At 37.5% G+C, this 25,093-nt stretch carries 21 protein-coding genes, 1 tRNA gene and 2 other annotated features; of the genes, 7 read left to right on the top strand and 15 right to left on the bottom strand.

Annotation, left to right across the window (positions count from 1 at the left end; all coding sequences use genetic code 11):
• Positions 1 to 4: 4 nt before the first annotated feature.
• The 6 genes from cydB to IGI80_RS15640 all read right to left on the bottom strand — a co-directional run bounded on the left by cydB (position 5) and on the right by IGI80_RS15640 (position 7,422).
• Entirely contained in the window at positions 5 to 1,018 is a 1,014-nt protein-coding gene (gene cydB, locus IGI80_RS15665; RefSeq protein WP_438724156.1) for a cytochrome d ubiquinol oxidase subunit II, read from the bottom strand.
• Entirely contained in the window at positions 1,015 to 2,433 is a 1,419-nt protein-coding gene (locus IGI80_RS15660) for a cytochrome ubiquinol oxidase subunit I (protein WP_002356974.1), read from the bottom strand. Before IGI80_RS15660 ends, cydB begins: the two co-directional genes overlap by 4 nt.
• A 796-nt stretch (positions 2,434 to 3,229) precedes the next feature.
• A complete protein-coding gene (locus IGI80_RS15655; RefSeq protein WP_438724155.1) occupies positions 3,230 to 4,093 on the bottom strand; it encodes an AraC family transcriptional regulator in 864 nt (287 codons plus the stop codon).
• Between the two features lie 84 nt (positions 4,094 to 4,177).
• A complete protein-coding gene (locus IGI80_RS15650; protein WP_002388224.1) occupies positions 4,178 to 6,259 on the bottom strand; it encodes a DNA topoisomerase III in 2,082 nt (693 codons plus the stop codon).
• Between the two features lie 130 nt (positions 6,260 to 6,389).
• Positions 6,390 to 6,755, bottom strand: a complete 366-nt coding sequence (locus IGI80_RS15645; RefSeq protein ID WP_002356966.1) for a DUF1033 family protein — start codon at positions 6,753 to 6,755, stop codon at positions 6,390 to 6,392.
• A gap of 97 nt (positions 6,756 to 6,852) precedes the next feature.
• Positions 6,853 to 7,422: a TetR/AcrR family transcriptional regulator gene (locus IGI80_RS15640; RefSeq protein ID WP_002356965.1), complete on the bottom strand. Its 570-nt coding sequence runs from the start codon at positions 7,420 to 7,422 to the stop codon at positions 6,853 to 6,855.
• A gap of 132 nt (positions 7,423 to 7,554) precedes the next feature.
• Here IGI80_RS15640 and IGI80_RS15635 point away from each other — a divergent pair, with 132 nt between their 5' ends.
• Both IGI80_RS15635 and IGI80_RS15630 read left to right on the top strand, forming a co-directional pair.
• Positions 7,555 to 8,070, top strand: coding sequence for a YbhB/YbcL family Raf kinase inhibitor-like protein (locus IGI80_RS15635; RefSeq protein ID WP_002356963.1), 516 nt, complete (start codon positions 7,555 to 7,557; stop codon positions 8,068 to 8,070).
• A 16-nt stretch (positions 8,071 to 8,086) separates the two neighbouring features.
• The gene (locus IGI80_RS15630) at positions 8,087 to 9,325 is read left to right on the top strand and encodes a multidrug efflux MFS transporter (RefSeq protein ID WP_002356962.1); all 1,239 of its coding nucleotides are present in this window, start codon (positions 8,087 to 8,089) and stop codon (positions 9,323 to 9,325) included.
• A 178-nt stretch (positions 9,326 to 9,503) separates the two neighbouring features.
• Here IGI80_RS15630 and mnmA read toward each other — a convergent pair whose 3' ends face one another.
• From mnmA to IGI80_RS15610, 4 genes are all read right to left on the bottom strand, one after another.
• Complete coding sequence (gene mnmA / locus IGI80_RS15625) at positions 9,504 to 10,628, bottom strand: tRNA 2-thiouridine(34) synthase MnmA (protein ID WP_002362075.1); 1,125 nt, start codon at positions 10,626 to 10,628, stop codon at positions 9,504 to 9,506.
• A 225-nt stretch (positions 10,629 to 10,853) separates the two neighbouring features.
• Entirely contained in the window at positions 10,854 to 11,198 is a 345-nt protein-coding gene (locus IGI80_RS15620; protein ID WP_002356959.1) for a DUF1831 domain-containing protein, read from the bottom strand.
• A gap of 67 nt (positions 11,199 to 11,265) precedes the next feature.
• Positions 11,266 to 12,411: a cysteine desulfurase family protein gene (locus IGI80_RS15615; protein ID WP_438724154.1), complete on the bottom strand. Its 1,146-nt coding sequence runs from the start codon at positions 12,409 to 12,411 to the stop codon at positions 11,266 to 11,268.
• Positions 12,412 to 12,567: 156 nt separating this feature from the next.
• Complete coding sequence (locus IGI80_RS15610) at positions 12,568 to 13,542, bottom strand: ribose-phosphate diphosphokinase (protein ID WP_002362076.1); 975 nt, start codon at positions 13,540 to 13,542, stop codon at positions 12,568 to 12,570.
• 212 nt (positions 13,543 to 13,754) lie between these two features.
• On the opposite strand from IGI80_RS15610, the gene IGI80_RS15605 reads away from it, so the two are divergent.
• The 3 genes from IGI80_RS15605 to IGI80_RS15595 are packed head-to-tail and all read left to right on the top strand — an operon-like array spanning position 13,755 to position 16,283.
• Entirely contained in the window at positions 13,755 to 14,504 is a 750-nt protein-coding gene (locus IGI80_RS15605) for a metal ABC transporter ATP-binding protein (protein WP_438724153.1), read from the top strand.
• Positions 14,501 to 15,370, top strand: a complete 870-nt coding sequence (locus tag IGI80_RS15600; protein ID WP_002364373.1) for a metal ABC transporter permease — start codon at positions 14,501 to 14,503, stop codon at positions 15,368 to 15,370. The genes IGI80_RS15605 and IGI80_RS15600 overlap by 4 nt, the downstream gene beginning before the upstream one ends.
• Positions 15,357 to 16,283: a metal ABC transporter substrate-binding protein gene (locus tag IGI80_RS15595; RefSeq protein ID WP_002360002.1), complete on the top strand. Its 927-nt coding sequence runs from the start codon at positions 15,357 to 15,359 to the stop codon at positions 16,281 to 16,283. Before IGI80_RS15600 ends, IGI80_RS15595 begins: the two co-directional genes overlap by 14 nt.
• 54 nt (positions 16,284 to 16,337) lie before the next feature.
• Here IGI80_RS15595 and IGI80_RS15590 read toward each other — a convergent pair whose 3' ends face one another.
• From IGI80_RS15590 to IGI80_RS15570, 5 genes are all read right to left on the bottom strand, one after another.
• Positions 16,338 to 17,876 (bottom strand): ABC-F family ATP-binding cassette domain-containing protein, encoded by a 1,539-nt coding sequence (locus tag IGI80_RS15590; RefSeq protein ID WP_002362078.1) that lies wholly within the window; start codon positions 17,874 to 17,876, stop codon positions 16,338 to 16,340.
• 369 nt (positions 17,877 to 18,245) lie between these two features.
• The gene (locus tag IGI80_RS15585) at positions 18,246 to 19,439 is read right to left on the bottom strand and encodes an amidohydrolase (RefSeq protein WP_010816628.1); all 1,194 of its coding nucleotides are present in this window, start codon (positions 19,437 to 19,439) and stop codon (positions 18,246 to 18,248) included.
• 14 nt (positions 19,440 to 19,453) lie between these two features.
• Positions 19,454 to 20,287, bottom strand: a complete 834-nt coding sequence (locus IGI80_RS15580; protein ID WP_002401303.1) for a MetQ/NlpA family ABC transporter substrate-binding protein — start codon at positions 20,285 to 20,287, stop codon at positions 19,454 to 19,456.
• Between the two features lie 19 nt (positions 20,288 to 20,306).
• The gene (locus IGI80_RS15575) at positions 20,307 to 20,987 is read right to left on the bottom strand and encodes a methionine ABC transporter permease (protein ID WP_128705166.1); all 681 of its coding nucleotides are present in this window, start codon (positions 20,985 to 20,987) and stop codon (positions 20,307 to 20,309) included.
• An 18-nt stretch (positions 20,988 to 21,005) separates the two neighbouring features.
• Positions 21,006 to 22,076, bottom strand: coding sequence for a methionine ABC transporter ATP-binding protein (locus IGI80_RS15570; protein ID WP_438724152.1), 1,071 nt, complete (start codon positions 22,074 to 22,076; stop codon positions 21,006 to 21,008).
• 85 nt (positions 22,077 to 22,161) lie between these two features.
• Positions 22,162 to 22,412 (bottom strand) — a binding site (T-box leader).
• 281 nt (positions 22,413 to 22,693) lie between these two features.
• Positions 22,694 to 22,939 (bottom strand) — a binding site (T-box leader).
• Positions 22,940 to 23,202: 263 nt separating this feature from the next.
• Between IGI80_RS15570 and IGI80_RS15565 the strand changes: the two genes are divergently transcribed.
• Together IGI80_RS15565 and IGI80_RS15560 are read left to right on the top strand one after the other, a co-directional pair.
• A tRNA-Thr gene (locus IGI80_RS15565) sits at positions 23,203 to 23,275 on the top strand.
• Between the two features lie 157 nt (positions 23,276 to 23,432).
• Complete coding sequence (locus tag IGI80_RS15560; protein WP_438724151.1) at positions 23,433 to 24,923, top strand: glucosyltransferase domain-containing protein; 1,491 nt, start codon at positions 23,433 to 23,435, stop codon at positions 24,921 to 24,923.
• Positions 24,924 to 25,093: the final 170 nt, after the last annotated feature.

Raw genomic sequence — 25,093 nt, 5'->3', positions numbered from 1 at the left:
AGATTTAATACCCCTCTGGTACGGCTGTCTGTGAAATACGTTTTCTGAAAATATAATAGGACCAAGCAGTATAAGCTAACACGAATGGTAAAATGCTTAAAGAAATCCACGTCATAATTTTTAGTGTATATGGTGTGCTTGTTGCATCTTTAATCAACAAATCAAAACCTTCACTACCAATCATAACACGTGGGAACAAGCCACTGAACAAGAGAGCAACTAGTACAACTAATGTTAAACCACTCGCTAGAAAAGCTAACATCTCTTTGCGTTTAAACACCCCAACATTGGCAATGACCGTTAAGACCACAATTGCTAACGTTAAAATTAAAGTGACCGCAAAGTTCTTTTCATAAAAGTCCGTTTTGAAGTACATCAACACTGCAAAAACAACTAAACCGACATATAAAACGCCGTATAAGATTTCTGCATAATTTCGAGCACGTTCGCGAATTGGGCCTTCTGTTTTTAAAGCAATATAGTTCATACCGTGTAAGTAGCAAAGTAATGTTAAGGCTACTCCACCAACAATTGAAAACAGATTAAAATAATCCGTAAATCGCGCATGCATATTGCCGTTTGCATCTAAAGGCATCCCTTGGACTAAGCTAATAAACAAAATACCAAAGAAGAACGGTACAAGGAAACTACCAATTGATAGCGTCCAGTTCCACATCCGACGACGTTTACCTTCCGGCATGTTGTGGCGGAATTCAAAGGAAACTCCGCGAATAATTAAGCCAAATAAAATCGTAAATAGAATTAAATAGTAGCCACTAAATAATGAAGCATACCAATATGGGAAAGAGGCAAACATTGCGCCACCCGCTGTTAATAGCCAAACTTCGTTTCCGTCCCAAACAGGTCCAATTGTTGCAACGACTTGATCTTTTTCGTCGTCATTGTGTGCCAACGTTTGAACGGCCATTCCAACACCAAAGTCAAATCCTTCTAAGAAGAAGAAACCTGAGAACAAGACGCCGATAAGGACAAACCATAATAATTGTAGTGTACTCATTCGCCAAATACCCCCTTATCAAATGGATCCAACGCTGGTTCATTTTCTTTCGCTAATTTTTTCGCTTCATAGTCTGGTCCTTTACGTAATTCTAAAATAACCAAGTAAACCATGACACTACCTAAACCAGCAAATAATAAGAAATAAATGACATTTGACGTAATTAATGAAGCAACCGATACATTTGGTGAAACACTTTGTTCAATCGTAAATAATCCATAGACAGTCCACGGATAACGACCTAATTCAGTGACTAACCAACCTGTTGTATTGGCAAGGAATGGTGCGAATGTACATAAAGCAACAATCCACAGCATCCATTTCTTCTCGTACAGAGATGGTTTTTTCTTCCTTGTAAAGAATAGTCCTAAGGCAGCAACCAATAACATTAAGGCACCAAAACCAGCCATGATACGGAAGCTCCAGAATAAAGTGTTAACTGGTGGATAATAATTTTTATCATCCCCATATTTTTCTACCAAACGCTTGTTGACTGTATCCATTCCATCAACCGAACCTGATAATTTGTTATACGATAAAATACTTAGCATATATGGAATATCGATACCAAAAACTTGTTTATGTTCTCGTTCATCTGCCCAAGCAATCAATGTCCAAGCAGCAGGATCATCAGAGTCTTCATAGGCCCCCTCCATCGCCGCAAATTTCATTGGTTGTCCTTCAATTAGAGCTTTCATTTGCAAGTCGCCAGCTAATAAAACGCCGATTGAACCGAACAAAGTAACCCATAAGCCAATGCGCATAGATGCTTTGTGGAATGAAATATCCCGTTTTTTCAACAATTGGAAAGCAGCCATACCAGCTACTGCCATGCCGCCCAATGTAAAGGCGCCCATGATAACGTGTGAAAATTCATACCAAACTTTTGGATTGCTGATGACAGCTACAAAGTCCACCATTTCAGCACGGCCATTATTGATGACATAACCTACTGGATGTTGCATAAAACTATTGGCAACTAAAATCCAGAAAGCAGACATCATTGAACCGAATACGACTAACCAGATAAAGGTTACGTGAACTTTCGGATTCATTTTATCCCAAGTAAAGATCCATAAACCTAAGAATGTTGACTCTAAGAAGAAAGCTAAGAGCGCTTCTACCGCCAACGGTGCCCCAAAAATATCTCCGACGAATCGAGAATAATCAGACCAGTTCATCCCAAACTGAAATTCTTGAATAATCCCGGTTACAACCCCAACAGCGAAGCTTAATAGGAATATATTTCCCCAAAACTTAGCCATTTTACGATAACGTTCCTCTTTTTTCACAACGTACATTGTTTCCATAATTGCTACAACAAGTGCTAATCCTATTGAAAACGGTACGAAGAAAAAGTGGAAAACTGTTGTCATCGCAAATTGGATTCTCGCCAATGTTACAATATCAAACATATTATTTCCTCCCTGATTTGCCTCCACACAAAGAAACAAGCTTACCTGAATTGTTCATTTCCATTAGCGATGACTCCTTTTATCTACGAAACTAAAAGAAAATTCAAGTGAACTTTTCCAAAAAGTGTGAAAATGCATGTAATATAGAATAATTCCAATCTAAGTATACAACTTTCTGAGGCAGAAACCAAACAATACAGAAGCATTTCTCACAATTTTTTTAGGTGCTCCCAAGATTTCTTCCCTTTCTTCTATCAATAAAAAAAGCCCTTCCTAAAAAAAGGAAGAACTAATCTCAATCTATCAACATTTTGACTTATCACTTGATTAGTTTTCGAAAATTGAAGCAGCTCGTCTTTGATGATAAAATTCTAATCTTGTGATGAAAATTACGGATTGCTTGTGGTGATAGTTTGTTTTTAAACAATATGGCTATAAAACTCTAATTTTTGAGTAATCGTACCAACTTGGGTTTTGGTACCATTCTAAACAACATGACTCTAAAACAGTTGTGGCGTTCCCATAAAAGATTGAAAAGTTTTGGTACCATTCCAAACAACATGACTCTAAAACAAGAAGCTGAACGAATGATTTTTGAAAGATGTTTTGGTACAATTCCAAACAACATGACTCTAAAACCTCGGAGAATTATTTTTTCTCCATGATTCCGTATTCGCATCACTTATCCATAGCTAGATTTCAGTTTAGAAGGTCTGATTTTTTTCTTCACGTTTATTATACCAAACTTTCTCCTTCTTGGCGGAAAAACCCACCATTTTTCAATGGTGGGTTTTCTTTATTTAGTAGCTGTAACAGCGAGCCAGATTTCACTATACTTAGCTTCTGCTGGTCCTTGATATTGCGTAAACGAAATTTCTGGTGCTGCAACAACTTGGTAACCAGATGAAGGCAACCATTCAGAGAATATCCTTGCCCAAGTTTCTTGTAATGTTTGTGGGAAAGGACCTTCATTTGGAAAAACCGCCCATGTATGAGCAGGTACGCTTAGTTGCTCCAAATCTTCATAGGTATTTTCTTGCAAAGTGGCAAAGCCAATCATGTGTGTCATTTCTCCACCTTCTGTTGTTCGTCCCTCTTGAAAGTCAAAAGAAGTATTTACTACTTGATGAGGATATACATCATCAAATGTATGCATTTCCGCTCGTTGTTGTGGTGTAATGCGCTGTGCTAATTCCATGATTGCTTGATTTTCCCCTTGATACTGCAAGGGAACCTTCTGACTAACTCCGACTATTTGAAACGCTGGTTTTTCAATCAATTTAACATCCATTGATTGTCCTCCTTTAATATCAATATAGAAAGAGAATTTAGGGAACGTTTTTTGGATTTGTGTTTTCATTACTTCAGAAGGTGCTTGTCCTGACCAATCGCGAAAAGCTCTTGAGAATCCTTCAATACTTTGATAACCATATTTAAAAGCTACATCTGTCACTTTTTCACCAGCAAGTAATGCTAAATTTGCTTCCGCCAAACGTCTCTTTTTAATATACTCAGCCAGACTCATCCCCGAAATAAACGAAAAAGTTCGTTTAAAATGGTAAACAGAAATCCCTGTCTTTTTCGCCAATTCATCGAAGGATACTTCTTCCGTTAAATGTTCTTCAATATAATCCATTGCTTGATTCAAATTTGCGAGCATCCGTGTCCCTCTCTTTCTATTTGAAAGTTTACTAAAGACCAACAAGGATGACTTGATTATTTATAGCCAACATTCGTCAAATCGCTACTCTTGGTTCATAGCGGCTTTTAAGGCCTGTGCTAAAGCACTTTCTTCTGGTTCGTCTGGTTGTGAATATTTTTTCATCAAACGACGTTCTTCATGTTTAGTCATTTTTTGTTTTCGTTCTTTTTTATCGGGAATTTTTTCAGTAATCGAACAGAATTTACATTTGAAAGAACGACCATTTTTTCCTTCTATGATGACCATTTTTTTATGACATTGTGGGCAACGGTGATTGGATACTTTAGGATCTTTTCGCCGACGATAAGAACATTCTTGGTTTGTACAAACGTAAATCTTCCCATCTTTCGTATTTTTTTCCCGTAAGTTTGAGCCACAATCTGGACATTTTTTTTGCGTAATGGAAAAATCTTGATATTTTTTCTCGCTTTGTTTAATTTCACGGACTAATTTTTTCGTATCCTCTTCAATATCCTTTAAGAAAAGTTGACTCTTTTGTTGACCCGAAGCGATTGCTTCGAGCGACTTTTCCCATTTTTCCGTTAGTTCAGGTGTCACAAGTGATGGATTCACCAAGTCTAATAGTTGCTTTCCTTTGGCAGAGACACTTAAACCGCTATTGGTTCGTTCCATCAATTCTGATTTAATCAGTTTTTCAATAATTTCAGCTCGCGTTGCCGGTGTGCCTAAACTGTGTTTCTCCATTTTTCCTAACAACGTTCCTTCGGTTAATGGTTTTGGCGGCGACGTTAATTCTTTGTTAATGGTAAAGTTTGGCGCAACGGTCATGCCTTTTTGCCATTGGACAGTGGACAGCGGCTGTTCAGCTGTTGTTTTCCAGCCAGCAACAACTACTTTATTTTGATGAAAGACAAATGTTTCTTTTCCAAAAGCGACTGTAACTTTTGTTTGTTTTGTTTGGTTTGGCTCAGCAAACAAACCTAAGAATCGTTGAACAATCATTTGATAGATTTTTTGTTCATCATTACTTAGTTTTTCATAACGAGGACGTTGTTCAGTTGGAATCAACCCATGGTGATCCGTGACTTTTGCATTTTGGAAAACTTTTTGTTGTTTAACAACAGCCCCATTTTTAAGGTAGCCTTTCACTTCTGGTGAAAAATCAGCAATAGCTTGAAGGCGCTCTTTCATCGTTCCTTTCATATCCGTCGTTAGATATTTGCTGTCAGTTCGAGGATAGGAAACAATTTTATGAGTTTCGTATAAACTTTGTACAAGAGACAACGTTTTCTTTGCAGAAAATTGGAATCGCTGATTGGCTTCACGCTGGATTTCGGTTAGATCATACGGTAACGGCGCATTTTCTGTTTTAACTTTTTCTTGAATATCGGTAACTAAGCCCTTTTGTTTTGAGAGTTCTTTGACTAATTGTTCTGCTTCCTGCCGTTCTTTTAAAGCGTATGGATTTTTTTGGGTCATCTTTGCTTTTTCTGATTCAACAGTTAACGAGATAGTAAAATAAGTTTGAGGCTTAAATTGTTCAATCGTTTTTTCTTGTTGGCGCACCATTGCTAAAGTTGGTGTTTGAACACGACCTGCGGATAAGTTATCTTGATATTTCACTGTCAAGGCCCTTGTGACGTTTAGACCCACTAACCAGTCAGCTTTTGCGCGCGCCAAGGCAGAGTAATACAAATTATCGTAGTCTTTCGCTGGGCGAATTTTCTTAAACCCGTCTTTAATGGCTTTGTCTGTTTGAGATGAAATCCATAAGCGTTTGACTGGTTTGTTAAAACGGACATATTCTAAAATCCAGCGGGCCACTAATTCACCTTCACGACCAGCATCGGTGGCAATCACGGCTTCAGAAACATCTTTACGATTAGCTAATTGTTTAATCGCTTTTAATTGATGTCCCGTTTTCGGTAACGGTTTAATCCCTAAATTCTTAGGAATCATCGGTAAAGTTTCCATTTGCCACGTTTGCCATTCTTTGTTTAAATCTTCTGGCATTTTTAGTCCTAAGAGATGGCCTAAAGCCCATGTGACAATCACGTTGGGTCCTTCATAATAATTCTTATTTTTTTGATTTGCTCCTAAAACGCGGCTTAAATCTTTTGCTACGCTAGGTTTTTCAGCAATAATTAATTGTTTTGCAACCACTAGTTTCGCTCCTTTTTGAGTGCTATCTTTTCGTATTATACCAAATATTAGCTCGATTTTCTCTAAATTCCGAGAATAGAAAAAGAGTTTAAAGAAAATTCCCTGAGGTTTTTCTTTAAACTCATGCGTTTCAAATAACTTTCCGTTTGCAGAATTTTGTTTTGCCAAAATGATTGGATATTGTGGTAAACTCAGCTTTATTTTCAAAAGTAACCGCATGATGATTTTCTAGTAATGCTAAACCGAAGTATTGTTGTAAATCTTCATCGCATTCTTCACACCAGCGTTCTTCCCCATCATTCCAGAAAGCCGTTAAATAATTAGGCTTTGTGTTGACGTATGTATAATTCTGAGAAAGTTTTTGCCAAACTTCCACATAATATGTCTCTGCATCGGTCAAGTTATCGAAGGTTTTTTCTTGAACAATGTCCTCTTGCCAATCATCAAAAAACCACCAAGGTTCATTGTCGCCATACATTGTAATTACTTGATACATTGAACCGCTCCTTTTTTTGCTACTGTAGGTATCATAGTCACTTTCTGAAAAAGTTGCAAGGATTTGGTTTCGGACTGAGAAATTTTTGAAATTTATTTTATCCTGCCACTTCTAAAGAAGCAATAAAATCTTCAATCATGCGACGATAACTTTCTTCCGGCGTGGCTTCTTCGCGTTGAAAATAACCTAAAAAACGTAAGGTAATATAACCATGGATTAAGCTACGTAGTTCTCGACTTTTGTGCAGTCGTTCTTCATTATTAAATGGATAAAAAGCTAAAAGTTGTAAGATAATTTGATTGGTTTCATGGATGCCTTCAATTAATTGTTGGTTTTGCGTTTTCGGCACACTGATAAGTAATTCATAGACTGCAGAATTTTCAAAAGCAAATTGTTGGTACGTTTCAGCATATATCCGAATTGCTTCTGCGCCACTCTTACCCACTAAGGCTCTTCGCAATGCATCATTTAATTCTTGAATTAACAAGTCCACTAGAGCATTTTTTACTTCAGCAATATTTTTAAAGTGATTATAGAGTGAAGGATACTTGATGCCTAAATCAACGGCTAAATTTTGAAAGGTTAATTGTTGAACGCCCAATTCTTCCGCTAGGTTGCGGGCACTTTCAAGGATTTTGGCTTTCGTTAAATTCCGTTTTTTTGCCATCTTTCTGACGCCTCCAATTCTTAAATTTTGGACAAGTATTAGTTTATCATATCTATTGACTCTTTTTAAACTATAAATTATAGTTTATAATAATAATTTGTAAACATTATTTTTGAAAGAAGGCTGTTTGGCATGCATATTACCAACCGTTCTCATTTGGCCGATCGTTATGGCAAACGAACTAGTGCAGAATTTTTATTACACGAACGTCCTATTTTATCTTTTCCTATTTCTTTAGCGGCCATTCCTAAAGAAGCCCGTTATTTATCCTGGGAATTAATTGATTATGACACGATTCCTCTAATCGGGTTCCCTTTTATTCATTGGTTAGCTGCCAATGTTCCTGTAACCAATGAGATTCCTGAAGACTTTAGTCGAACAGCACTCAAGCCTACCATTCAAGGAAAAAATAGTCTTGCTTCTCCTTTGGGGAAACAGATGATTCCTGCGCTTGCCACTGAAACGTTACCTGAGTTAACCGAACGTTATCTGGGGTTAAGCCCTCGCTCTGGTGTGCACACCTATACGTTATATGTGTACGCTACAAAAAATCCACTAAATTTAAAAGAAGGCTTTTTTGCGAATGAATTGCATCAAGCATTGAATGATCAACTACTCGCCAAAGCCAAATTTGAATTTCTTTACTAGAAAGTGAGGAAATAGAATGTATGAATTAATTAAAAGTAAAATTTTCCGTCCAAGACAACCTTGGGAAAAAAATCTGCTTGTTTTATGGTTTGGCACATTTATGGCTGGTATCGGCTTTAGCTTAGTGATGCCATTCATGCCTCTTTATATCAACACATTAGGTACTTTTACCCACCAACAATTGAATTTTTGGAGCGGAATCACGTTCTCCTCCACTTTTTTAGTCACGACCATTGTTTCTCCTTGGTGGGGCCGTTTAGCCGACCGAAAAGGACGCAAGTTAATGTTATTACGTGCTTCATTAGGGATGGCTATCGTCATTAGTTTAATGGGCGCAGTCACAAGTGTTTATCAATTGATTGGCTTGCGCTTATTACAAGGTGTTTTTTCTGGTTATATCAGTAATGCGACTGCGTTAGTTGCTACAGGCACACCTAAGGAAAAAAGCGGTCAAGTGCTTGGTACTTTAGCCACTGGTTCTGTTACCGGCACGTTGCTTGGTCCTCTTTTGGGCGGTGTCACTGCGTCTATTTTCGGTTATCGGCCAACCTTTTTCATTACTGGTACGATTTTATTACTCGTTTTTGTTTTGAGTCTCGTCTTTGTCCATGAAGAGTTTGTGCCAATTGAAAAAAATCAAGCCGCATCTGGGAAACAAATTTTAAAAAAACTAGAACATCCCCACGTGATTCTTGGAATGTTTATTACGACATTAATCATTCAAGCTTCCAATAATTCAATTAGTCCCATCATCAGTTTATATATTCAACAATTGTTGGGTGGTCACGGAAATGTCACCTTAATTAGCGGAGTCATTGCTTCTATTCCAGGGATTGCAACGTTAATAGCCGCCCCTCGTTTCGGCCGGTTAGGCGATCGTATTGGCAGTGAACGTATCTTGACAATTGGCTTAATTTTAGCCATTTTCGTTTACCTACCAATGGCCTTTGTTCAAAATGTCTGGCAGCTTGCCATGCTTCGTTTCTTAGTTGGGATTTCCGATGCCTGTTTACTACCAGCTGTTCAAACGTTGATCACTCGTTATTCCCCAAGTGACGCTGCAGGTCGTATTTTCAGTTACAATCAATCTTTCCAAGCGACAGGAAATGTGATTGGTCCTATGATTGGTTCAAGCGTATCTGCCGCTTTCGGTTATCGTGGGGTCTTTATTTCCACTTCTTGTCTGGTTCTCATTAACCTTCTATGGGTTCGTCGAAGCACCGCCGAATTAAAAAAAGAGAAAAATGATGACTAAGTTATACACAGAAAAGTTATCCACAATTTGAATTTTTAATTTTTCTCTTTTTCTTATTTTAAAAAAATAGGCATATAAAACAAAAAAGAAAAGCGGATATTTACTGGTTTTATGACCAGCATATCCGCTTTTCTTTTGGTTAACTATACGCTTTTTGTTTCACAACTCGTGAAACTTTTTAGACGTATTGTAGTTCTTTTTCATCTTGGTAGGCGCGATCAATTAAGCCGCCCCCTAAGCATTCCATCCCATCATAAAAAACAACAGCTTGACCTGGAGTGACTGCGCGCGCTGGTTCCTTAAACGTAACGGTTGCTTTTGTGCCATCTTCAGATAAGGAAACATGCACTGGGATATCTGCTTGACGATAACGGAATTTAGCCGTACAGTCAAACTCTTTTGGCATTGGTGTATCAACAGTAAAATGAACCTCACTAGCTTCTAAATGTGTTGCATATAGTTTTTCATGGTGAAATCCTTGTCCCACATATAATGTATTGGTAGTTAAATCTTTCCCAATCACAAACCATGGTTCTTGTGTTTTACCGCCACCACCAATTCCTAAGCCTTGGCGTTGACCGATAGTATAATACATCAGACCATCATGTTGTCCTTTGATTTCGCCATCTTCTGTCACCATGTTGCCTTTTTTAGCTGGTAAATAATTACTCAAAAATTCTTTGAAATTCTTTTCACCAATAAAACAAACGCCCGTTGAGTCTTTTTTCTTGGCTGTGGCTAATCCAGCACGTTCAGCAATTGCACGAACTTCTGATTTTTCCATGCCACCCAATGGAAACATTGTTTTTGCCAATTGGGCTTGTGATAATTGGCTTAAAAAATAGGTTTGGTCTTTATTATTATCAATTCCACGTAACATATGCACTACGCCATTTTCATCCGTTTCTACTTGTGCATAGTGGCCAGTTGCAACATAGTCAGCGCCTAGTTGCATAGCATAATCTAGGAATGCTTTAAATTTAATTTCTTTATTACACATGACATCTGGATTTGGTGTCCGTCCTAACCGATATTCTGCTAAAAAATATTCAAACACACGGTCCCAATATTCTTTTTCAAAATTGACCGAATAATACGGAATCCCAATTTGATCCGCTACTTTTGCGACATCTTTATAATCCTCAGTTGCGGTACAGACACCATTTTCGTCTGTATCGTCCCAATTTTTCATAAAGATCCCAATTACATCATAGCCTTGCTCTTTTAAAAGCAACGCTGTGACAGATGAATCGACACCGCCACTCATGCCTACCACGACACGCGTTTTGCTGTTATCTGCCATTTTATCACCATCATTTCAATTAGATTCTGAAATCATCCACGATTTGAAGGTCGTAACTTTTCAGTGCTTTTCATTATACTATTTTTTTGAAATAAGTAAAGCAAGCCGGGCGTATAATGAGAAAATACTTGGAACAAAGACACAGCCAACAAGCTGTTGCTTTCAAATAAACAGAAAACCTGAAGGAACAAGCTACTTTCACTTGTTTCTTCAGGTTTCTCTAAGTTATTCTACTTTCTCTAATACACCACGGCTAATTAAGCCATCCATTAAGAAAAAGTATTTTTCTTTACTCATTTCATGTTGTTCATTCTTGAAAATATTCATTGGTTTTAAACCATTTGCCGTTGTAATGGACATTTTCAACTCTTTTAGATCAGCAGTGATCGTAATTTTCAATTTGAAGCCTTCATTTCTCTGAGGCGTTGGATCTAAGGAACGAATCAATTGAAAGTTCCCTGATTTTGTTTCAGTAAAGCCGTTATCTTTTAATGTATAGCGTTTTGCACTAGGATGTACTTTGTAAAAAACTGTTGAGCCTTCAACAGCAGCCGTTGTTGTAAATGCCATGGGTTCCACCTCGTTATTTTCATTGTTATCTTCATTATAGCGAAAACCTGTAGCTGCCGCAATCAGATTATTTTTTCAATTGTTGAATCACTGCAACTAGTACTTCAGAAAAAGTCGCAATTTCTTCTGGTGTGTTCCCGTAGCCAAAACTAATCCGGATTGATTCTTTAATAGCTGAGGAATTTTCACCATACATCGCTGTCAACACGTGTGAAGGATCCACAGTTCCCGCTGTACAAGCCGAGCCAGTTGAAATCGCAATACCTCTTAAGTCCAAATGCATTAAGAGCAAATCACTAGGAATTCCTTTTAAATGAAGATTTAAGACATGCGCTAAACGATTCGTTGGTTCACCATTAATTGAAAAATCAATATTGGCTTCTCCTAACGCTTTTAAAATAATCGTTTGAAAACTTTGATAGGCTGTTTTTCTTGCTTGCTTTTCTGCAGAAGTTAGTAATGAAACGGCAGTACCCATACCAATAATTCCAGCTAAGTTTTCCGTGCCCGCACGTCGTTTTTCTTCTTGTTCCCCACCATGTAAAAGAGGTGGTAATTGGATTGCATCGCTTTTAAATAAAAAACCTACGCCTTTTGGACCATTGATTTTATGAGCGGAAATGCTTAATAAGTCGATCCCTAATTCATGAGGTAAAATGACTTCACTTCCATAAGCTTGGACGGCATCTGTATGAAAAATCGCCGAATGATTTTTAAGAATTGCACCAACTTCAGCAATCGGTAATCGATTTCCAATTTCATTATTGCCATACATCATTGAAACCAAGATCGTTTCTTCGCGTAAAGACTTTTTGAATTGATCCATTGAAATCTGACCATTTTCATTCACAGGCAAGTAAGTCACTTCAAAACCTAACGTCTCTAAATATTCCATCGTTCGTAACACAGCAGGATGTTCAATTGCCGTAGTAATAATATGTTTTCCTTCCTTTTGACGAGAAAAAGCAACTGCCAAGATGGCTGTGTTATCCCCTTCTGTGCCACCACTATTAAAAATAATTTCGTGGGGTTTGGCTTGTAAGCTCTCGGCAATCGTTTGACGCACTTCTTCCAGAAGACCGTGTGCCTTTCGTCCAAACTGATGAATACTTGATGGATTGCCAAAAGTCGTTTGCATATTTTCAGTCATCGCTTGAATGACCGTTGGATGAAGCGGCGTTGTTGCCGCATGATCTAAATAAATGGGTTCCAAATGACTCGTCCCTTTCCTTATGTTCTGGCGTTATTCTAGCATAAAAAGCTTAAAACACAAAATCAGAATACTTTCTCTTCTATTTATAAAAGAGATAAGAAAAATAGGCCCAACACTATTAAAGTTGTTAGACCTATTTCTAGTTTAAGAAATCACTTATTCTCCTTTTGGTTCTAAACGGAATAATGGACTCATTGGTTTATTTTCATGGATACGAAGTAACGCTTCCCCCATTAACTCAGCGCAAGAAATAATATTCAAGGTTGCTGGTTGGCGGTCTGCTGTCGTATAAACAGAGTCAGTAATACTAATTTCCTTAATTGGCGCATTTTCTAAGGTTGCTTTTGCGCCTTCTGATAACAAACCATGCGAGGCGCAAGCATACACTTCTTGCGCACCATTTTTCATTAAAACTTCCGCCGCTGTGGCTAACGTTTGACCAGTATTCAAAATGTCATCAACAAGAATACATTTTTTCCCAGCGACATTCCCAATAACGTAACCTTCTTGACGCACCCCATCAATCTCTTCATGGTCTACAATTGCTAAGGTCGCATCTAAGTACTCCGATAAACTACGTGCGCGTTGAACACCACTGTTTTTAGGCGAAACAATCACAATTTCTTCCCCTACTAATGCTTGTTGACGATAATAATGAGCAAACAAAGGCATTGTAAATAAATTATCTACTGGGATATCAAAAAATCCTTGGACTTGAACAGTATGCAAGTCTAATGTTAACAAACGTGTTGCGCCTGCCTCTACTAACATATTAGCAACTAATTTCGCAGTAATGGGCTCTCTTGGTTTCGCTGTGCGGTCTTGGCGAGCATAACCATAGTAAGGCAAAATAACATTAATTGTTTTTGCGCTAGCACGTTTTAATGCATCAATTAAAATAAGCAATTCCATCAAATGATCATTTACAGGAGCATTCGTTGCTTGGATGATGTAGACATGATCGCCACGAATACTTTCTTCAATATTAATTTGAATTTCGCCATCACTAAATTGGCGCACGGTGCTTTTTCCTAATTCTGTTCCTACTGATGCTGCTATTTTTTCAGCAAGTGGTCGATTTGCATTTAAACTGAAGATGCGTAAGGTGTCATCTTGATAGTTTTCGGTCATGATATCCTCCGTCAATATAAAATAATAGTCGTTTTCATTCATATTCTACCATTTTTTGTCATAAAAATCATGGGATCCTCCTTAATTTATTGAAAGAAACGGTTTTCTTTGTGAAAAAAGCGCTTGTATTTAGGCGCGCCTAAAAATTATTTGCATTTTCTTAAACTATCCCTTATACTGATTTTAAGGCAAACCTAAAAAGGAGGAATTTCATGAGTAAAAGCTTTAACTTAGCTGTTCAAGCGTTAACCGTTCAATATCAAGGACGGACCGCTTTAAATAATATCCACGTTACTATTCCCTCCGGTAAAATTACTGGAATTATCGGACCAAATGGTGCTGGAAAGTCAACATTTATTAAAGGGTTATTAGGCTTGATTAAAACAAAGGAACGTGATGTTTTGTTAAATAATCAAGCGATTGACCAACAAAAAACAACCATTGCCTATGTAGAACAACGTAGCGCCTTGGATCTTAGTTTCCCAATTAGCGTTTTTGAAACGGTCTTGCTAGGAACCTATCCAAACTTGGGACTATTAAAACGCCCAGGAAAGAAAGAAAAGCAAGCAGCCATGGCTGCATTAAAAATGGTGCAATTAGAAGACTATGCGCAACGCCAGATTGGCGAACTTTCTGGTGGCCAATTACAACGTGTGTTTATCGCCCGTGTTTTGGCCCAAGGTGCTGAGGTGATTTTTTTAGATGAACCTTTCGTCGGCATTGATATGTCTAGTGAAAAAGTGATTATGGATATTCTCAAATCATTAAAAAATCAAGGTAAAATGATTATCATTGTTCACCATGATTTGCACAAAGTGTCCCACTATTTTGATGAATTAATCGTTTTGAAAAACCGGCTAATTGCTGCGGGTCCTGTTGAACAAACGTTTACTGCAGAAACGCTCCAAGAAGCATACGGTGATTTGTTAGGTGATTTATTAATACAGGGGGTTGCAAAATGATTGCTGCATTTATTGATGGTTTATTCCGTTATCAATTTTTACAAAATGCCCTTTTGACGTCTATAATTGTCGGACTCATTTCAGGGGTAATTGGTTCATTCATTATTTTACGTGGGATGTCTTTGATGGGTGATGCGATTTCACATGCTGTTTTACCAGGGGTCGCTGTTTCTTATATGTTTGGTTTCAATTATATTTTTGGCGCTTCTATTTTTGGCTTATTAGCTGCATTATCGATCGGCTTTATTACCCAAAAAAGTCCACTAAAAAATGATACTGCCATTGGTGTTGTCTTTAGTTCTTTTTTTGCTTTAGGGATTATTTTTATCTCTTTTGCAAAAAGTTCCACCGATTTATATCATATTCTGTTTGGAAATGTATTAGCGGTCGCAGATACCGATATTTTAATTACTTGTGTCGTCGGTGTGATTGTTTTGATTTTTGTGGCATTGTTTTATAAAGAGTTGCAACTCACTTCTTTTGATCCCACAATGGCTCAGGCTTATGGTTTAAATATTCAATTTTTCCACTATGCATTGATGTTTTTACTAACATTAGTCGCTGTTTCTTCTTTGCAAACCGTCGGAACTATTTTAGTCATTGCCATGCTGATTACACCAGCGGCAACAGCTTATCTATTAACAAATCACTTACCGACAATGATTGGCTTAGCCTCTACTTTTGGGATTTTAAGTTCAGTGATTGGCCTATTCTTCAGTTATTCTTATAACTTAGCTTCTGGTGCGACGATTGTTTTAACCGCCGCCTTATTCTTTTTATTGGCTTTCTTTTTCTCACCAAAGAAAGGCCTAGTATTTGTAAACCGTGAGAAAGAAATGGAGGAATCAACGAATGAAAAAATTTAGTTTATTTTTTTTAACACTTTTAGCAGGGTTAACGTTAGCTGCTTGCGGGAATCAAGCCGCTGAAAAGAAAGAAAAATTAGCAATTGTGACAACGAACTCGATCTTATCCGATTTAGTGAAAAATGTTGGGGAAGACAAAATTGAGCTGCATAGTATTGTGCCAATTGGGACAGACCCTCACGAATATGAACCGTTACCAGAAGACATTGCGAAAGCTTCTGAAGCGGACATTTTATTCTTTAACGGCTTGAACTTAGAAACAGGCGGAAATGGCTGGTTTAACAAATTAATGAAAACGGCCAAAAAAGTTGAGAATAAAGATTACTTTTCTACAAGCAAAAATGTTACGCCACAATATTTAACAAGTGCCGGTCAAGAACAAACAGAAGATCCACATGCTTGGTTAGACATTGAAAATGGCATTAAATATGTAGAAAACATTCGTGACGTGTTAGTAGAAAAAGATCCAAAAAATAAAGATTTCTATACAGAAAACGCGAAAAATTATACCGAAAAACTTAGCAAACTACATGAGGAAGCCAAAGCTAAATTTGCTGATATTCCTGATGATAAAAAATTATTAGTTACAAGTGAAGGTGCCTTTAAATATTTCTCCAAAGCTTATGATTTAAATGCCGCTTATATTTGGGAAATTAACACAGAAAGTCAAGGAACACCTGAACAAATGACCACGATTATTGATACCATTAAGAAATCAAAAGCACCTGTGTTATTTGTTGAAACCAGTGTCGATAAACGTAGTATGGAACGGGTCTCAAAAGAAGTGAAACGACCAATTTACGATACACTTTTCACAGACTCTCTTGCCAAAGAAGGAACAGAAGGCGATACGTACTACAGCATGATGAACTGGAATTTAACAAAAATCCATGATGGCTTAATGAGTAAATAAATAATAAAGAAGAAAGAACCAAGTTGACTCCCCCTCAACTTGGTTCTTTCTTCTTTATTTAACTAATTCCTCAATATCAATTACTCGATCCACAATTTCCTCATAAAAATCTGCTTCATGGGAAACCAGAAAAACCGTTCCTGGGTAAACGTGAATTGCTTCTTGTAAACTTTTTTTGGCCGCTTCATCAATATGATTGGTTGGCTCATCTAAAAATAACAAATTACTTGTTTGCATCATTAGTTCCGCTAGTTTTACTTTTGTTTGCTCACCACCACTTAACAGGGCTAGCGACTGCATTGCTAACTTATCTGGTAAACCTGCTCTAGCCAAATGACTTCTTCGCTCTTTAATCGTTGTATCTGGAAAACGATCTGATAAATAGTCTAGCGGCGTTAACTGCTCATTAGGCCACGCCAAGTCTTGGGTAAAATAAGCAATTTTTGTATTCAGCGGATAATGAAATTCTCCATCTAATGAAGGAATCACTTTCGTTAACGTTTTAATTAATGTTGATTTGCCAATCCCATTGAAGCCTTTCAATGCGACTTTTTCACCGACATGAACCATTAAATCTAACGGTTCTAACAAAGGTTCCCTATAGCCGACAACTAACTTCTGGGTCGTTAGTGCTTGCGTTGCAACTAACCCTTGATAAGGAAATTCAATCGCTGGCTTAGTCAAGGAACCTGGCGGAGTCAATCGTTCCAACCGGTCCAATTGTTTTTGTCGACTTTTAGCCATCGTTGCTCGATTTCCAGCTTTGTATTTACGGATGTAGGCTTCCATTTTTTCAATTTTTTCTTGTTGGGCCTGATACTGTTTCAAATAGGTTTGTTTATTCTGCTCTTTTTGTGCAAAAGATTTTTCTACATTTCCAGTATATTTGGTTAATTTGCCAAACTCAATATCTGCGATGCAATTCGTCACTTCATTTAAAAATTGATAATCATGGGAGACTAATAGAAAGCTTCCTTCAAAATTATTCAGATAGCGAACAAGCCATTGAATATGTGTATCATCTAAATAGTTGGTGGGTTCATCTAAAAGTAACACATCAGGGGCCTCTAACAATAATTTTGCTAAAATCACTTTTGAACGTTGACCACCGCTTAGCTCCCCTAACTTTTTATCCAAACCAATTGCTTGTAGTCCTAACCCATTGGCTAAATCCTGAATAATCGTGTCGATTTGGTAAAAATTACTTTCATCTAAATCTGTTTGTAACTTGCCTGCTTGTTCTAAAAGTTTTTCCGAAGCCGTTTGACTGTATTCTTCATAAAGCTTTGTCAGTTTCGCTTCTTTATCAAAAAGTTCTTGAAAGGCTTGTTTCAAAAAATCAACCATCGTTAGTGATTGTTCTACAGAAACATGCTGATCCAAGTACCCAATCTTGCAATTTTTTTGCCACTGAATCGTTCCTTCGTCTGGCAATACTTCCCCCGTTAAAATTTTAATTAAGGTGGATTTGCCGACACCATTTTGGCCAGTTAAGCCTAAATGATCCCCTTTATTCACTTGCAATGAAGCCTCTTCATACAAGACCTTTTCGCCAAATCGATGCGTTAAATGTTCAATAGTTAAAATACTCATTTTCGTCACTTCTTTCTTGTTAACTGATTATTTTGGGACAACAAAAAAAGAACCACGTCTGCACGTCGTCCATCCTGACAGAAATCCCGACAACCGCTTGTACGTACACTCAAATAAGACTAGCTTTTCTAGTCAAAAAATGTCCTATCAAGCGATGAAGAAATTAATTGCTCGGCTCCACAACAGTGCTTCATCTGTTCTTAAACTATCGGGAGCTACTTTTCTTGTTAATTTATCAGTTAAAACAAAAAACATGTGAATCACCTTTCGTATGCTTGTATTCTACCATAGAATGACAAGAAAGCAAGCCACGTTGGTTTATAACGAAAGGAGCCCACAAACAATCATTTTGTCGGCTCCCTATCCCTATTATTCTGATAAATAGTTTAATGCATAGCGTACGTGGTACTCTGCTGCTAAAAGTAAGGCACGTTCATCAATATCAAATTGTTCATGATGGTGTCCAAAATGGGTAGCAGGATTTTCAGGGTTTCGTGAACCGACCCGTCCATAGATACCAGGAATTACCGCTAAGTAATCAGCAAAATCATCCGCCCCTAAACTTTTAGGATGATCGGTCACAACATTTTCAAAACCAACAATTTCACTGGCTACCTGCTGTGCACGGTTGGTTGCTTGTTCTTCATTAATTAATGGATTCGCTGCCGCATAAACAGAAAAATCAGCAATTTCTGTGCGATGAGACTGGGCAATTTCATGGGCAATTTCTTCGACTCGTTGTAAAACAAATTGGCGCGTTTCCTGACTAAATGTTCGAACAGTACCTTCAATGGTTGCATGGTTTGCTACAATATTATAGCGTGTTCCTGCTTGTAAAACGCCAATTCCTACTACGACAGAATCTAAAGGATCAATCTCGCGAGCTACAATTTTTTGTAATTCCACAACGATACTGGCCGCTGCTAAAACAGCATCTCGGCCATTCTGTGGTTGGGCGACGTGACTACTTTGACCACTGACTTCAATTTTAAAAATATCACAAGAGGCGTTGGTGGCGCCTTTGGTAGCGACTAATTTTCCGACCGGCACACTAGAATCTAAATGAATCCCAAACACTTGGTCGATTGCTTCTAAATAATTTCCTTCCACAAATTGTCGAGCGCCTGCACCAATTTCTTCAGCTGGCTGGAAGGCCAGTTTAACCGTTCCTGAAAAGGTATCCTGATGTTTTTTGAGCACTTTAGCTGCACCTAGCAATGCTGCCGCATGACCATCGTGTCCACAAGCATGATTGAGTCCTGGATTTTTAGAAGCATAGGCAGCGCCTGTTGCATCTGGCAATTCCAACGCATCAATATCTGCACGTAACAAAATCGTTTTGCCAGCGCCAAGACCTCCTTCTATGGTTGCTAAAACACCCGTTTCCCCTACTTCTACAAAAGGAATAGCTAAGGCTAGTAGTTCTTCTTTAATTCGTTTAATCGTTTCATATTCTTTTAAACTTGCTTCAGGGTATTGATGAAAATGACGTCTTAAATGGATTATCCATTCCTTTTCCGTAGCAATAGCTTCTTGGATTGTTTGAATCGTTGTTGTACTCATTATAAATACCTCCTTTATTTTTTACCAAATGTTTCCCAGGCTGGAACATTGGCGCCCTTTGATGTTTCTGCAATGACCTTTTTCGTTTCTTCTTGTTGATATTCTTCTACAACTTTTTGATAAAGTTTATTCTCTTGATCTTCTTCTCGGGCCACGACAATGTTCACATAAGGTTTCGCTTTTTCGTTTACAGGTTCTAAGAAAATAGCATCTTTATCTGGTGTATACCCAGCATCGACAGCCATGCCGCTATTAATCACTGAAGCATCGACATCTTGTAAAGCGCGCGCTGTTTGCGTAGCATCTAATTCAGTTATTTTCAATTGGCGTTTATTTTCAGTAATATCACTGACAGTCGGTAGTTGCTGTTTCGCAGGATCAACTTTTATCAGTCCTGCAGTTTGTAATAAAATTAACGCCCGCCCACCATTCGTTGGGTCATTAGGAATAGCAATTTCTCCGCCGTCTTTAATTTTCGTGATATCTTTCAATTTATTAGCGTAAATTCCCAATGGTGCATTGACTGTATTGCCAATTGATACTAATTTCGTCCCATGTTCTTTATTGTAATTGTCTAAAAAGATTTGATGCTGAAAGGCATTTAAATCAATTTCTTTTTCTGCTAATGCTGCATTGGGTTGCGTATAGTCTGTAAATTCTACCAATTGTAGATCAATATTTTTCTTTTTCAAACGCTCTTTGACCGATTCCCATTCATCATTTTTTGTTCCTACAACCCCTAGTTTAACGGTTTCTGTCTTAGTATCTTTCGCAGTCCCCGATGCACAACCTGCAATCGTAAAAGCTAATACCCCAATAAGTCCAATTAATTTACTAAATTTTTTCATTTGTCATTTCTCCTTTTTTCTAATGTGATGTTTTTTTGATTAATTGATTACTAATGGCTTGACTGATAAATACCATAATTAAAATAATTAACGTGGCCATAAATGTCACATCGGTTTGAAACCGATTGTATCCTCGAGTAATCGCTAAGTTGCCCAGACCACCGGCTCCAATCGCTCCTGCCATGGCTGTTAATCCAATCAAATTAATAATTGTCACCGCTGAAACACGAATAATACTTGGTAACCCTTCAATTAGATAAACCCGAAAAATAATCCCTAAGGGACTCGTCCCCATGGCTTCTGCCGCTTCAATAACGCCAGGATCCACTTCTAATAACGCATTTTCAATTTGGCGCGCGAAGAACGGAATTACGCCAATAACTAATGGGACTAACGCTGCGGTTGTACCAATTGTCGTTCCTGCCAAAATTCGTGTTAATGGTTGAATCAGTGCGAGCATAATAATGAAAGGAATAGAACGGCAAACATTAATAATTTTTTCTAAGATACTATACAGGGGTGGATTTTTCAAAACACCACTTGGGCCAGTACTAACAAGCACGACACCCAACAAGACTCCTAACACGCCAGCAATCAAGGCTGTCCAAAAAACCATGTATAATGTTTCCCATGTACTTTGAAGAAACTCTTGTTTTAATTGGACAACATTCGGAAAATATTTCTCAAATAATTGATACATTCTCAGTTCACTCCTTTTTTAAATCACCTGTAAATTCTGCTTTTGCTTCGTTTGCTGATAGTTTTTCAAAACATTGGTTCGCACGCCTTGTTTCGCTAAATAAGTAAGGGCTTGTTGACGCTGGGCCTCATCACCAGAAAGCACCACAATTAAATGGCCAATAGGAACGTTTTGAACAATTTCGACATTGCCATAAAGGATATTTGTATATACCTGATATTGGCTATACAATTGTGCAATTAATGGCTCGTTCGTTTGATCTCCCACATAAGAAAATTCAATTAATTCTTGATTTTTATCTAAATCAGCTAATTTAGGATGTTCAAGAATCGTGGTTAATGCTTGGTCAATATGAGTTGCTGTCCGGATAAAATCTTTGGTTAAAGGTTGTTGGGGTTGACTAAAAATCGAAACAATATCGTTTGATTCGACAACGCAGCCATTTTCCATCACCGCGACTTTATTACAAATTTCTTTAACCACTTGCATTTCATGGGTGATTAAGACAATCGTCAAGTTCAGTTCTTGATTTAACTTTTTTAACAAGGCTAAAATCTGTCCCGTTGTTTTTGGATCTAACGCACTCGTCGCTTCATCACAAAGTAAAATTTCAGGATCATTTGCTAAAGCGCGGGCAATCGCAACCCGCTGTTTTTGCCCTCCTGATAGTTGACTGGGGTAAGCGTCCCGTTTTTCACTTAGTCCAACTAGCTCTAATAAATGGCTGATTTTTTGACGCCGCTCAGTTTTACTTAGCCCAGAATATTTTAATGAAAAATCGATATTACTAAATATGGTCCGCTCTTTCATCAAATTAAAATGTTGAAAAATCATTCCAATCTTTTTTCGTTGTTGTCGTAATTCCTTTTTAGAAAAAGTTAAAATATTTTCTTTGTTAATAATAACGGTGCCCGCTGTTGGTCGTTGCAATAAATTAATTACCCGTACTAGCGTACTTTTTCCAGCACCGGAATAACCAACGATTCCGTAGATATCCCCTTTATCAATTGTCAAAGACACATCTTGGACAGCCTGAATTTCTTGTTTTTTTTGTTGAAATGTCACACTGATATTTTTTAGTTCAATCATTCTTTATCCCCCTTCATTCTTACCAACCTGCATTTTTTCATAAAAAAGAAAAAAGCATCCTCAACGACACAACTCAAGTTGTATCGTTGAGGACGCTTTTTTGCGTGTTACCACCTCATGTTCAGAATTTGCTCACACAAATTCCCTTTTCAAGTACGGAACAATATGTTCGATACCCTAGCTCGATAACGGGAGCCCCCGTCGCCGCCTTGTGTTTAACACTCGGAGCGCTTGCTCAATAGCCATTTTCCAAAACGTCTTTGTCACCTATTCTCAGCTACCTAGGCTCTCTGTTAAACAAATCAAGTCTTGTACTTACTATATCACTGCTTTTTTATTTCTATTCATTCTAAACTGATTTTCATCTGTTTTCAAAATTAAACAGACTAGAGTTAATGTTCTCTTCGAACAGCTTGTACTGTTCATCACTTACAAAGGCCATACTGCGTCGAGTAACCGCAGACAGCATCTACTCTGTCGCTTCGCGCCAGTCGTAGTGATTCGTGCAAATGACACAACTTGCCCTTCGGTCACCTTGTACTGTTCATCATCTACTCTGTCGCTTCGCGCCAGTCGTAGTGATTCACAGCAAAAAGCCCTTCACTAGCGTTTTGCTAGTAAAGGGCGAATGATTCGCGGTACCACCTTTTTTCGAAATATAACTGATTCTTTATATCTCATCTCTTATCCAAGTCTTTATTAACTTGGTGCACATGGTAACGGGTGCTTAGCCGAAATTGCTTACTTATCAGCAATTTATTCTCAGAGGCCATCTTCAACTTTTCTGAACCTTGTCCCTTTTCACCAATCAGGACTCTCTTTTGAAGGTCATCAAAATTTACTCTTCTCTTCAACGAATGAATAGTTATCTGTGATGTTGATTTACACTTTACTAGAGAAAAAAGAGATTGTCAACAGTTTTTCTTAGAAAAAAATCATTTTTCTTTTTTTACGAAAGAGCAATTGACAAACTTTCGTCTATACGTTATTCTATTTCTTGTGCACGAGATTTGTACGATTTTTCAAAAGGAACTTTGACGATTACTCGTCGCAGTGTAGCCTTTGAAAGTGAACTCTATGGGTTTCACTTCGTTGCAATCCTCGAGTTAGTTTAGCCTTTGAAAGTGCCGCCTTAGCTCAGTTGGTAGAGCACCACCATGGTAAGGTGGGGGTCGCCGGTTCAAGCCCGGCAGGTGGCTTTTTGGTAAAATCCCAACTCTTTAATAAAGAGTTGGGATTTTTTTGTTTTGCCTACCCTTAGTGTTCTGTCAAGATGAGAAAATAACAAAAGCAATTTCTTCATTCCACTCGTTATGGTATATTTTAATTGTTAAATAATTATTGGAGTGGAGTACAATGATGAAACAATTACCTATAGAATCAAAAAAATTTGATTTAAAGAATTGGTGTATTGAAAATAAAGCTTATCTTCTATTGATCATTTTAATTTATCAAGTGGCAGTTTTATCCATCGGCATTATCAATTTCCCTTACTTAGATGATAATGCTCGCCAAGTCGCTGGAATGACAGATTTTGGTACGACTTACGCACGTTGGGGCAGTGAATTTCTCTCATGGTTTGTTCAAGGAAGTCGTCATTTGACAGATCTGGGCTTGACCACACCGATTCTAACAGGTCTTATCTTATCTCTCACAAGCATACTGGCAATTTATATCATCAATGACCAAAAAATTAGCTGGGGTTCCTCTTTAGTAGCTACTTTAATTGGCCTCAATCCTTGGTTCCTCCAATGTCTTAGTTTCAGGTTTGATAGTCCCTATATGGCATTGAGTATTTTTTGTTCGTTTCTTCCTTTTTATTGGTGGCAGCGTAATTCTTTTACGTTTTTCTTGGTTTCTGTCTTTTCACTGTTTGTTATGTTTAATACTTACCAAGCCTCGTCAGGAATTTATATAGTTATCGTCTTATTCCTTACTTTCAAGCAGTTACTTGCTGGAGAAAATTTCATTGCTCTTTGTAAAAAAGTCGCACTTGCTGCTATCGCTTATCTACTTTCTATAGTCAGCTACCTTATCGAGTTAAAATTTGTACCTTCCGCAACAAACAACATTGGGGGCAGTCAGGCCTTACCAAGTTTGCACGATATTCCAAGTGTGGCTTATCAAAATAGTTACCATTATTTTTCAGAGCTATTGAACCAGAGTAATCGTTTATGGCTCTTATTACTGCTCCTACTGCTTGTTTTATTTTTTATTAGTCATCTATCAAATAGTAAAATCAACTTGGGCTTAAGTTTCCTTTATTGTATCTTATATTTAGGACTTGCTTCTCTCTTAAGTTTTGGTATTTTTATTGTCTATTCAAGAAATATCGCAGGTGATGCGCCTCGCTATATTTACGGATTTGCTGTTTTCGTTACAATCAGCATGTTAAGTTTATTTAACAATCGACAAGTGAAAGCAATTTATCTAACTTCGTTACTTGTGGCCAGCTTGTTATCTTATTATATTTTATCGTTTGTTTTGGTGTATTCTTCCACATTAAACTATCAAAAAGAAGCATTCAATCGCCAAGCAGCTGTTTTAACAGATGATTTAAAAAATGTTGTAACAAACGAACGAAAAAAAGTTTATTTAAATACGTTTTTCAAAAATTCAACTGTTTATGCTAATACAAGTCGAAACTACCCAATTCTTTCAAAAATTGTGCCACCAAATGACGGTCTATACTTCCCTAATTACGTTTGGTTCAATACTTCATCGAATTTAGGAGTAGAGATGGCACCACTGACCGATACGGATATGTCTAAAAATCAAAAAGTAGTAAGTAATCACTTTTATGACATTTATACAAACAACAAAGAAATATTTGTGTTTATGAAATAATTTGTTCCATCCAAAAACACTTCTTTTGCAATAAACGTGACTGTATGGTTTGATTAAGATGGATTAAGTATTCTTTTCGGGTACATTTATTACTTCCTGAAACTTGTTTATTTCCCATTTTTCTTATGAAGTAACAAAATTTTTGAGAAAAAACAGCTCGTTTTCTATGT

Origin of the sequence: Enterococcus sp. DIV1420a (assembly GCF_051712165.1) — a bacterium.
Lineage (GTDB): Bacteria > Bacillota > Bacilli > Lactobacillales > Enterococcaceae > Enterococcus > Enterococcus faecalis.
This window is presented reverse-complemented; position numbering and strand designations above follow the sequence as displayed.

Excerpts from the sequence above, each read along its gene's own strand:
- cydB (WP_438724156.1), bottom strand. The coding sequence starts at position 1,018 with ATGAGTACACTACAATTATTATGGTTTGTCCTTATCGGCGTCTTGTTC.
- IGI80_RS15660 (WP_002356974.1), bottom strand. The coding sequence starts at position 2,433 with ATGTTTGATATTGTAACATTGGCGAGAATCCAATTTGCGATGACAACA.
- IGI80_RS15655 (WP_438724155.1), bottom strand. The coding sequence starts at position 4,093 with ATGCTCGCAAATTTGAATCAAGCAATGGATTATATTGAAGAACATTTA.
- IGI80_RS15645 (WP_002356966.1), bottom strand. The coding sequence starts at position 6,755 with ATGTATCAAGTAATTACAATGTATGGCGACAATGAACCTTGGTGGTTT.
- IGI80_RS15640 (WP_002356965.1), bottom strand. The coding sequence starts at position 7,422 with ATGGCAAAAAAACGGAATTTAACGAAAGCCAAAATCCTTGAAAGTGCC.
- IGI80_RS15635 (WP_002356963.1), top strand. The coding sequence starts at position 7,555 with ATGCATATTACCAACCGTTCTCATTTGGCCGATCGTTATGGCAAACGA.
- IGI80_RS15630 (WP_002356962.1), top strand. The coding sequence starts at position 8,087 with ATGTATGAATTAATTAAAAGTAAAATTTTCCGTCCAAGACAACCTTGG.
- mnmA (WP_002362075.1), bottom strand. The coding sequence starts at position 10,628 with ATGGCAGATAACAGCAAAACGCGTGTCGTGGTAGGCATGAGTGGCGGT.
- IGI80_RS15620 (WP_002356959.1), bottom strand. The coding sequence starts at position 11,198 with ATGGCATTTACAACAACGGCTGCTGTTGAAGGCTCAACAGTTTTTTAC.
- IGI80_RS15610 (WP_002362076.1), bottom strand. The coding sequence starts at position 13,542 with ATGACCGAAAACTATCAAGATGACACCTTACGCATCTTCAGTTTAAAT.
- IGI80_RS15605 (WP_438724153.1), top strand. The coding sequence starts at position 13,755 with ATGAGTAAAAGCTTTAACTTAGCTGTTCAAGCGTTAACCGTTCAATAT.
- IGI80_RS15600 (WP_002364373.1), top strand. The coding sequence starts at position 14,501 with ATGATTGCTGCATTTATTGATGGTTTATTCCGTTATCAATTTTTACAA.
- IGI80_RS15595 (WP_002360002.1), top strand. The coding sequence starts at position 15,357 with ATGAAAAAATTTAGTTTATTTTTTTTAACACTTTTAGCAGGGTTAACG.
- IGI80_RS15590 (WP_002362078.1), bottom strand. The coding sequence starts at position 17,876 with ATGAGTATTTTAACTATTGAACATTTAACGCATCGATTTGGCGAAAAG.
- IGI80_RS15585 (WP_010816628.1), bottom strand. The coding sequence starts at position 19,439 with ATGAGTACAACAACGATTCAAACAATCCAAGAAGCTATTGCTACGGAA.
- IGI80_RS15580 (WP_002401303.1), bottom strand. The coding sequence starts at position 20,287 with ATGAAAAAATTTAGTAAATTAATTGGACTTATTGGGGTATTAGCTTTT.
- IGI80_RS15575 (WP_128705166.1), bottom strand. The coding sequence starts at position 20,987 with ATGTATCAATTATTTGAGAAATATTTTCCGAATGTTGTCCAATTAAAA.
- IGI80_RS15570 (WP_438724152.1), bottom strand. The coding sequence starts at position 22,076 with ATGATTGAACTAAAAAATATCAGTGTGACATTTCAACAAAAAAAACAA.
- IGI80_RS15560 (WP_438724151.1), top strand. The coding sequence starts at position 23,433 with ATGATGAAACAATTACCTATAGAATCAAAAAAATTTGATTTAAAGAAT.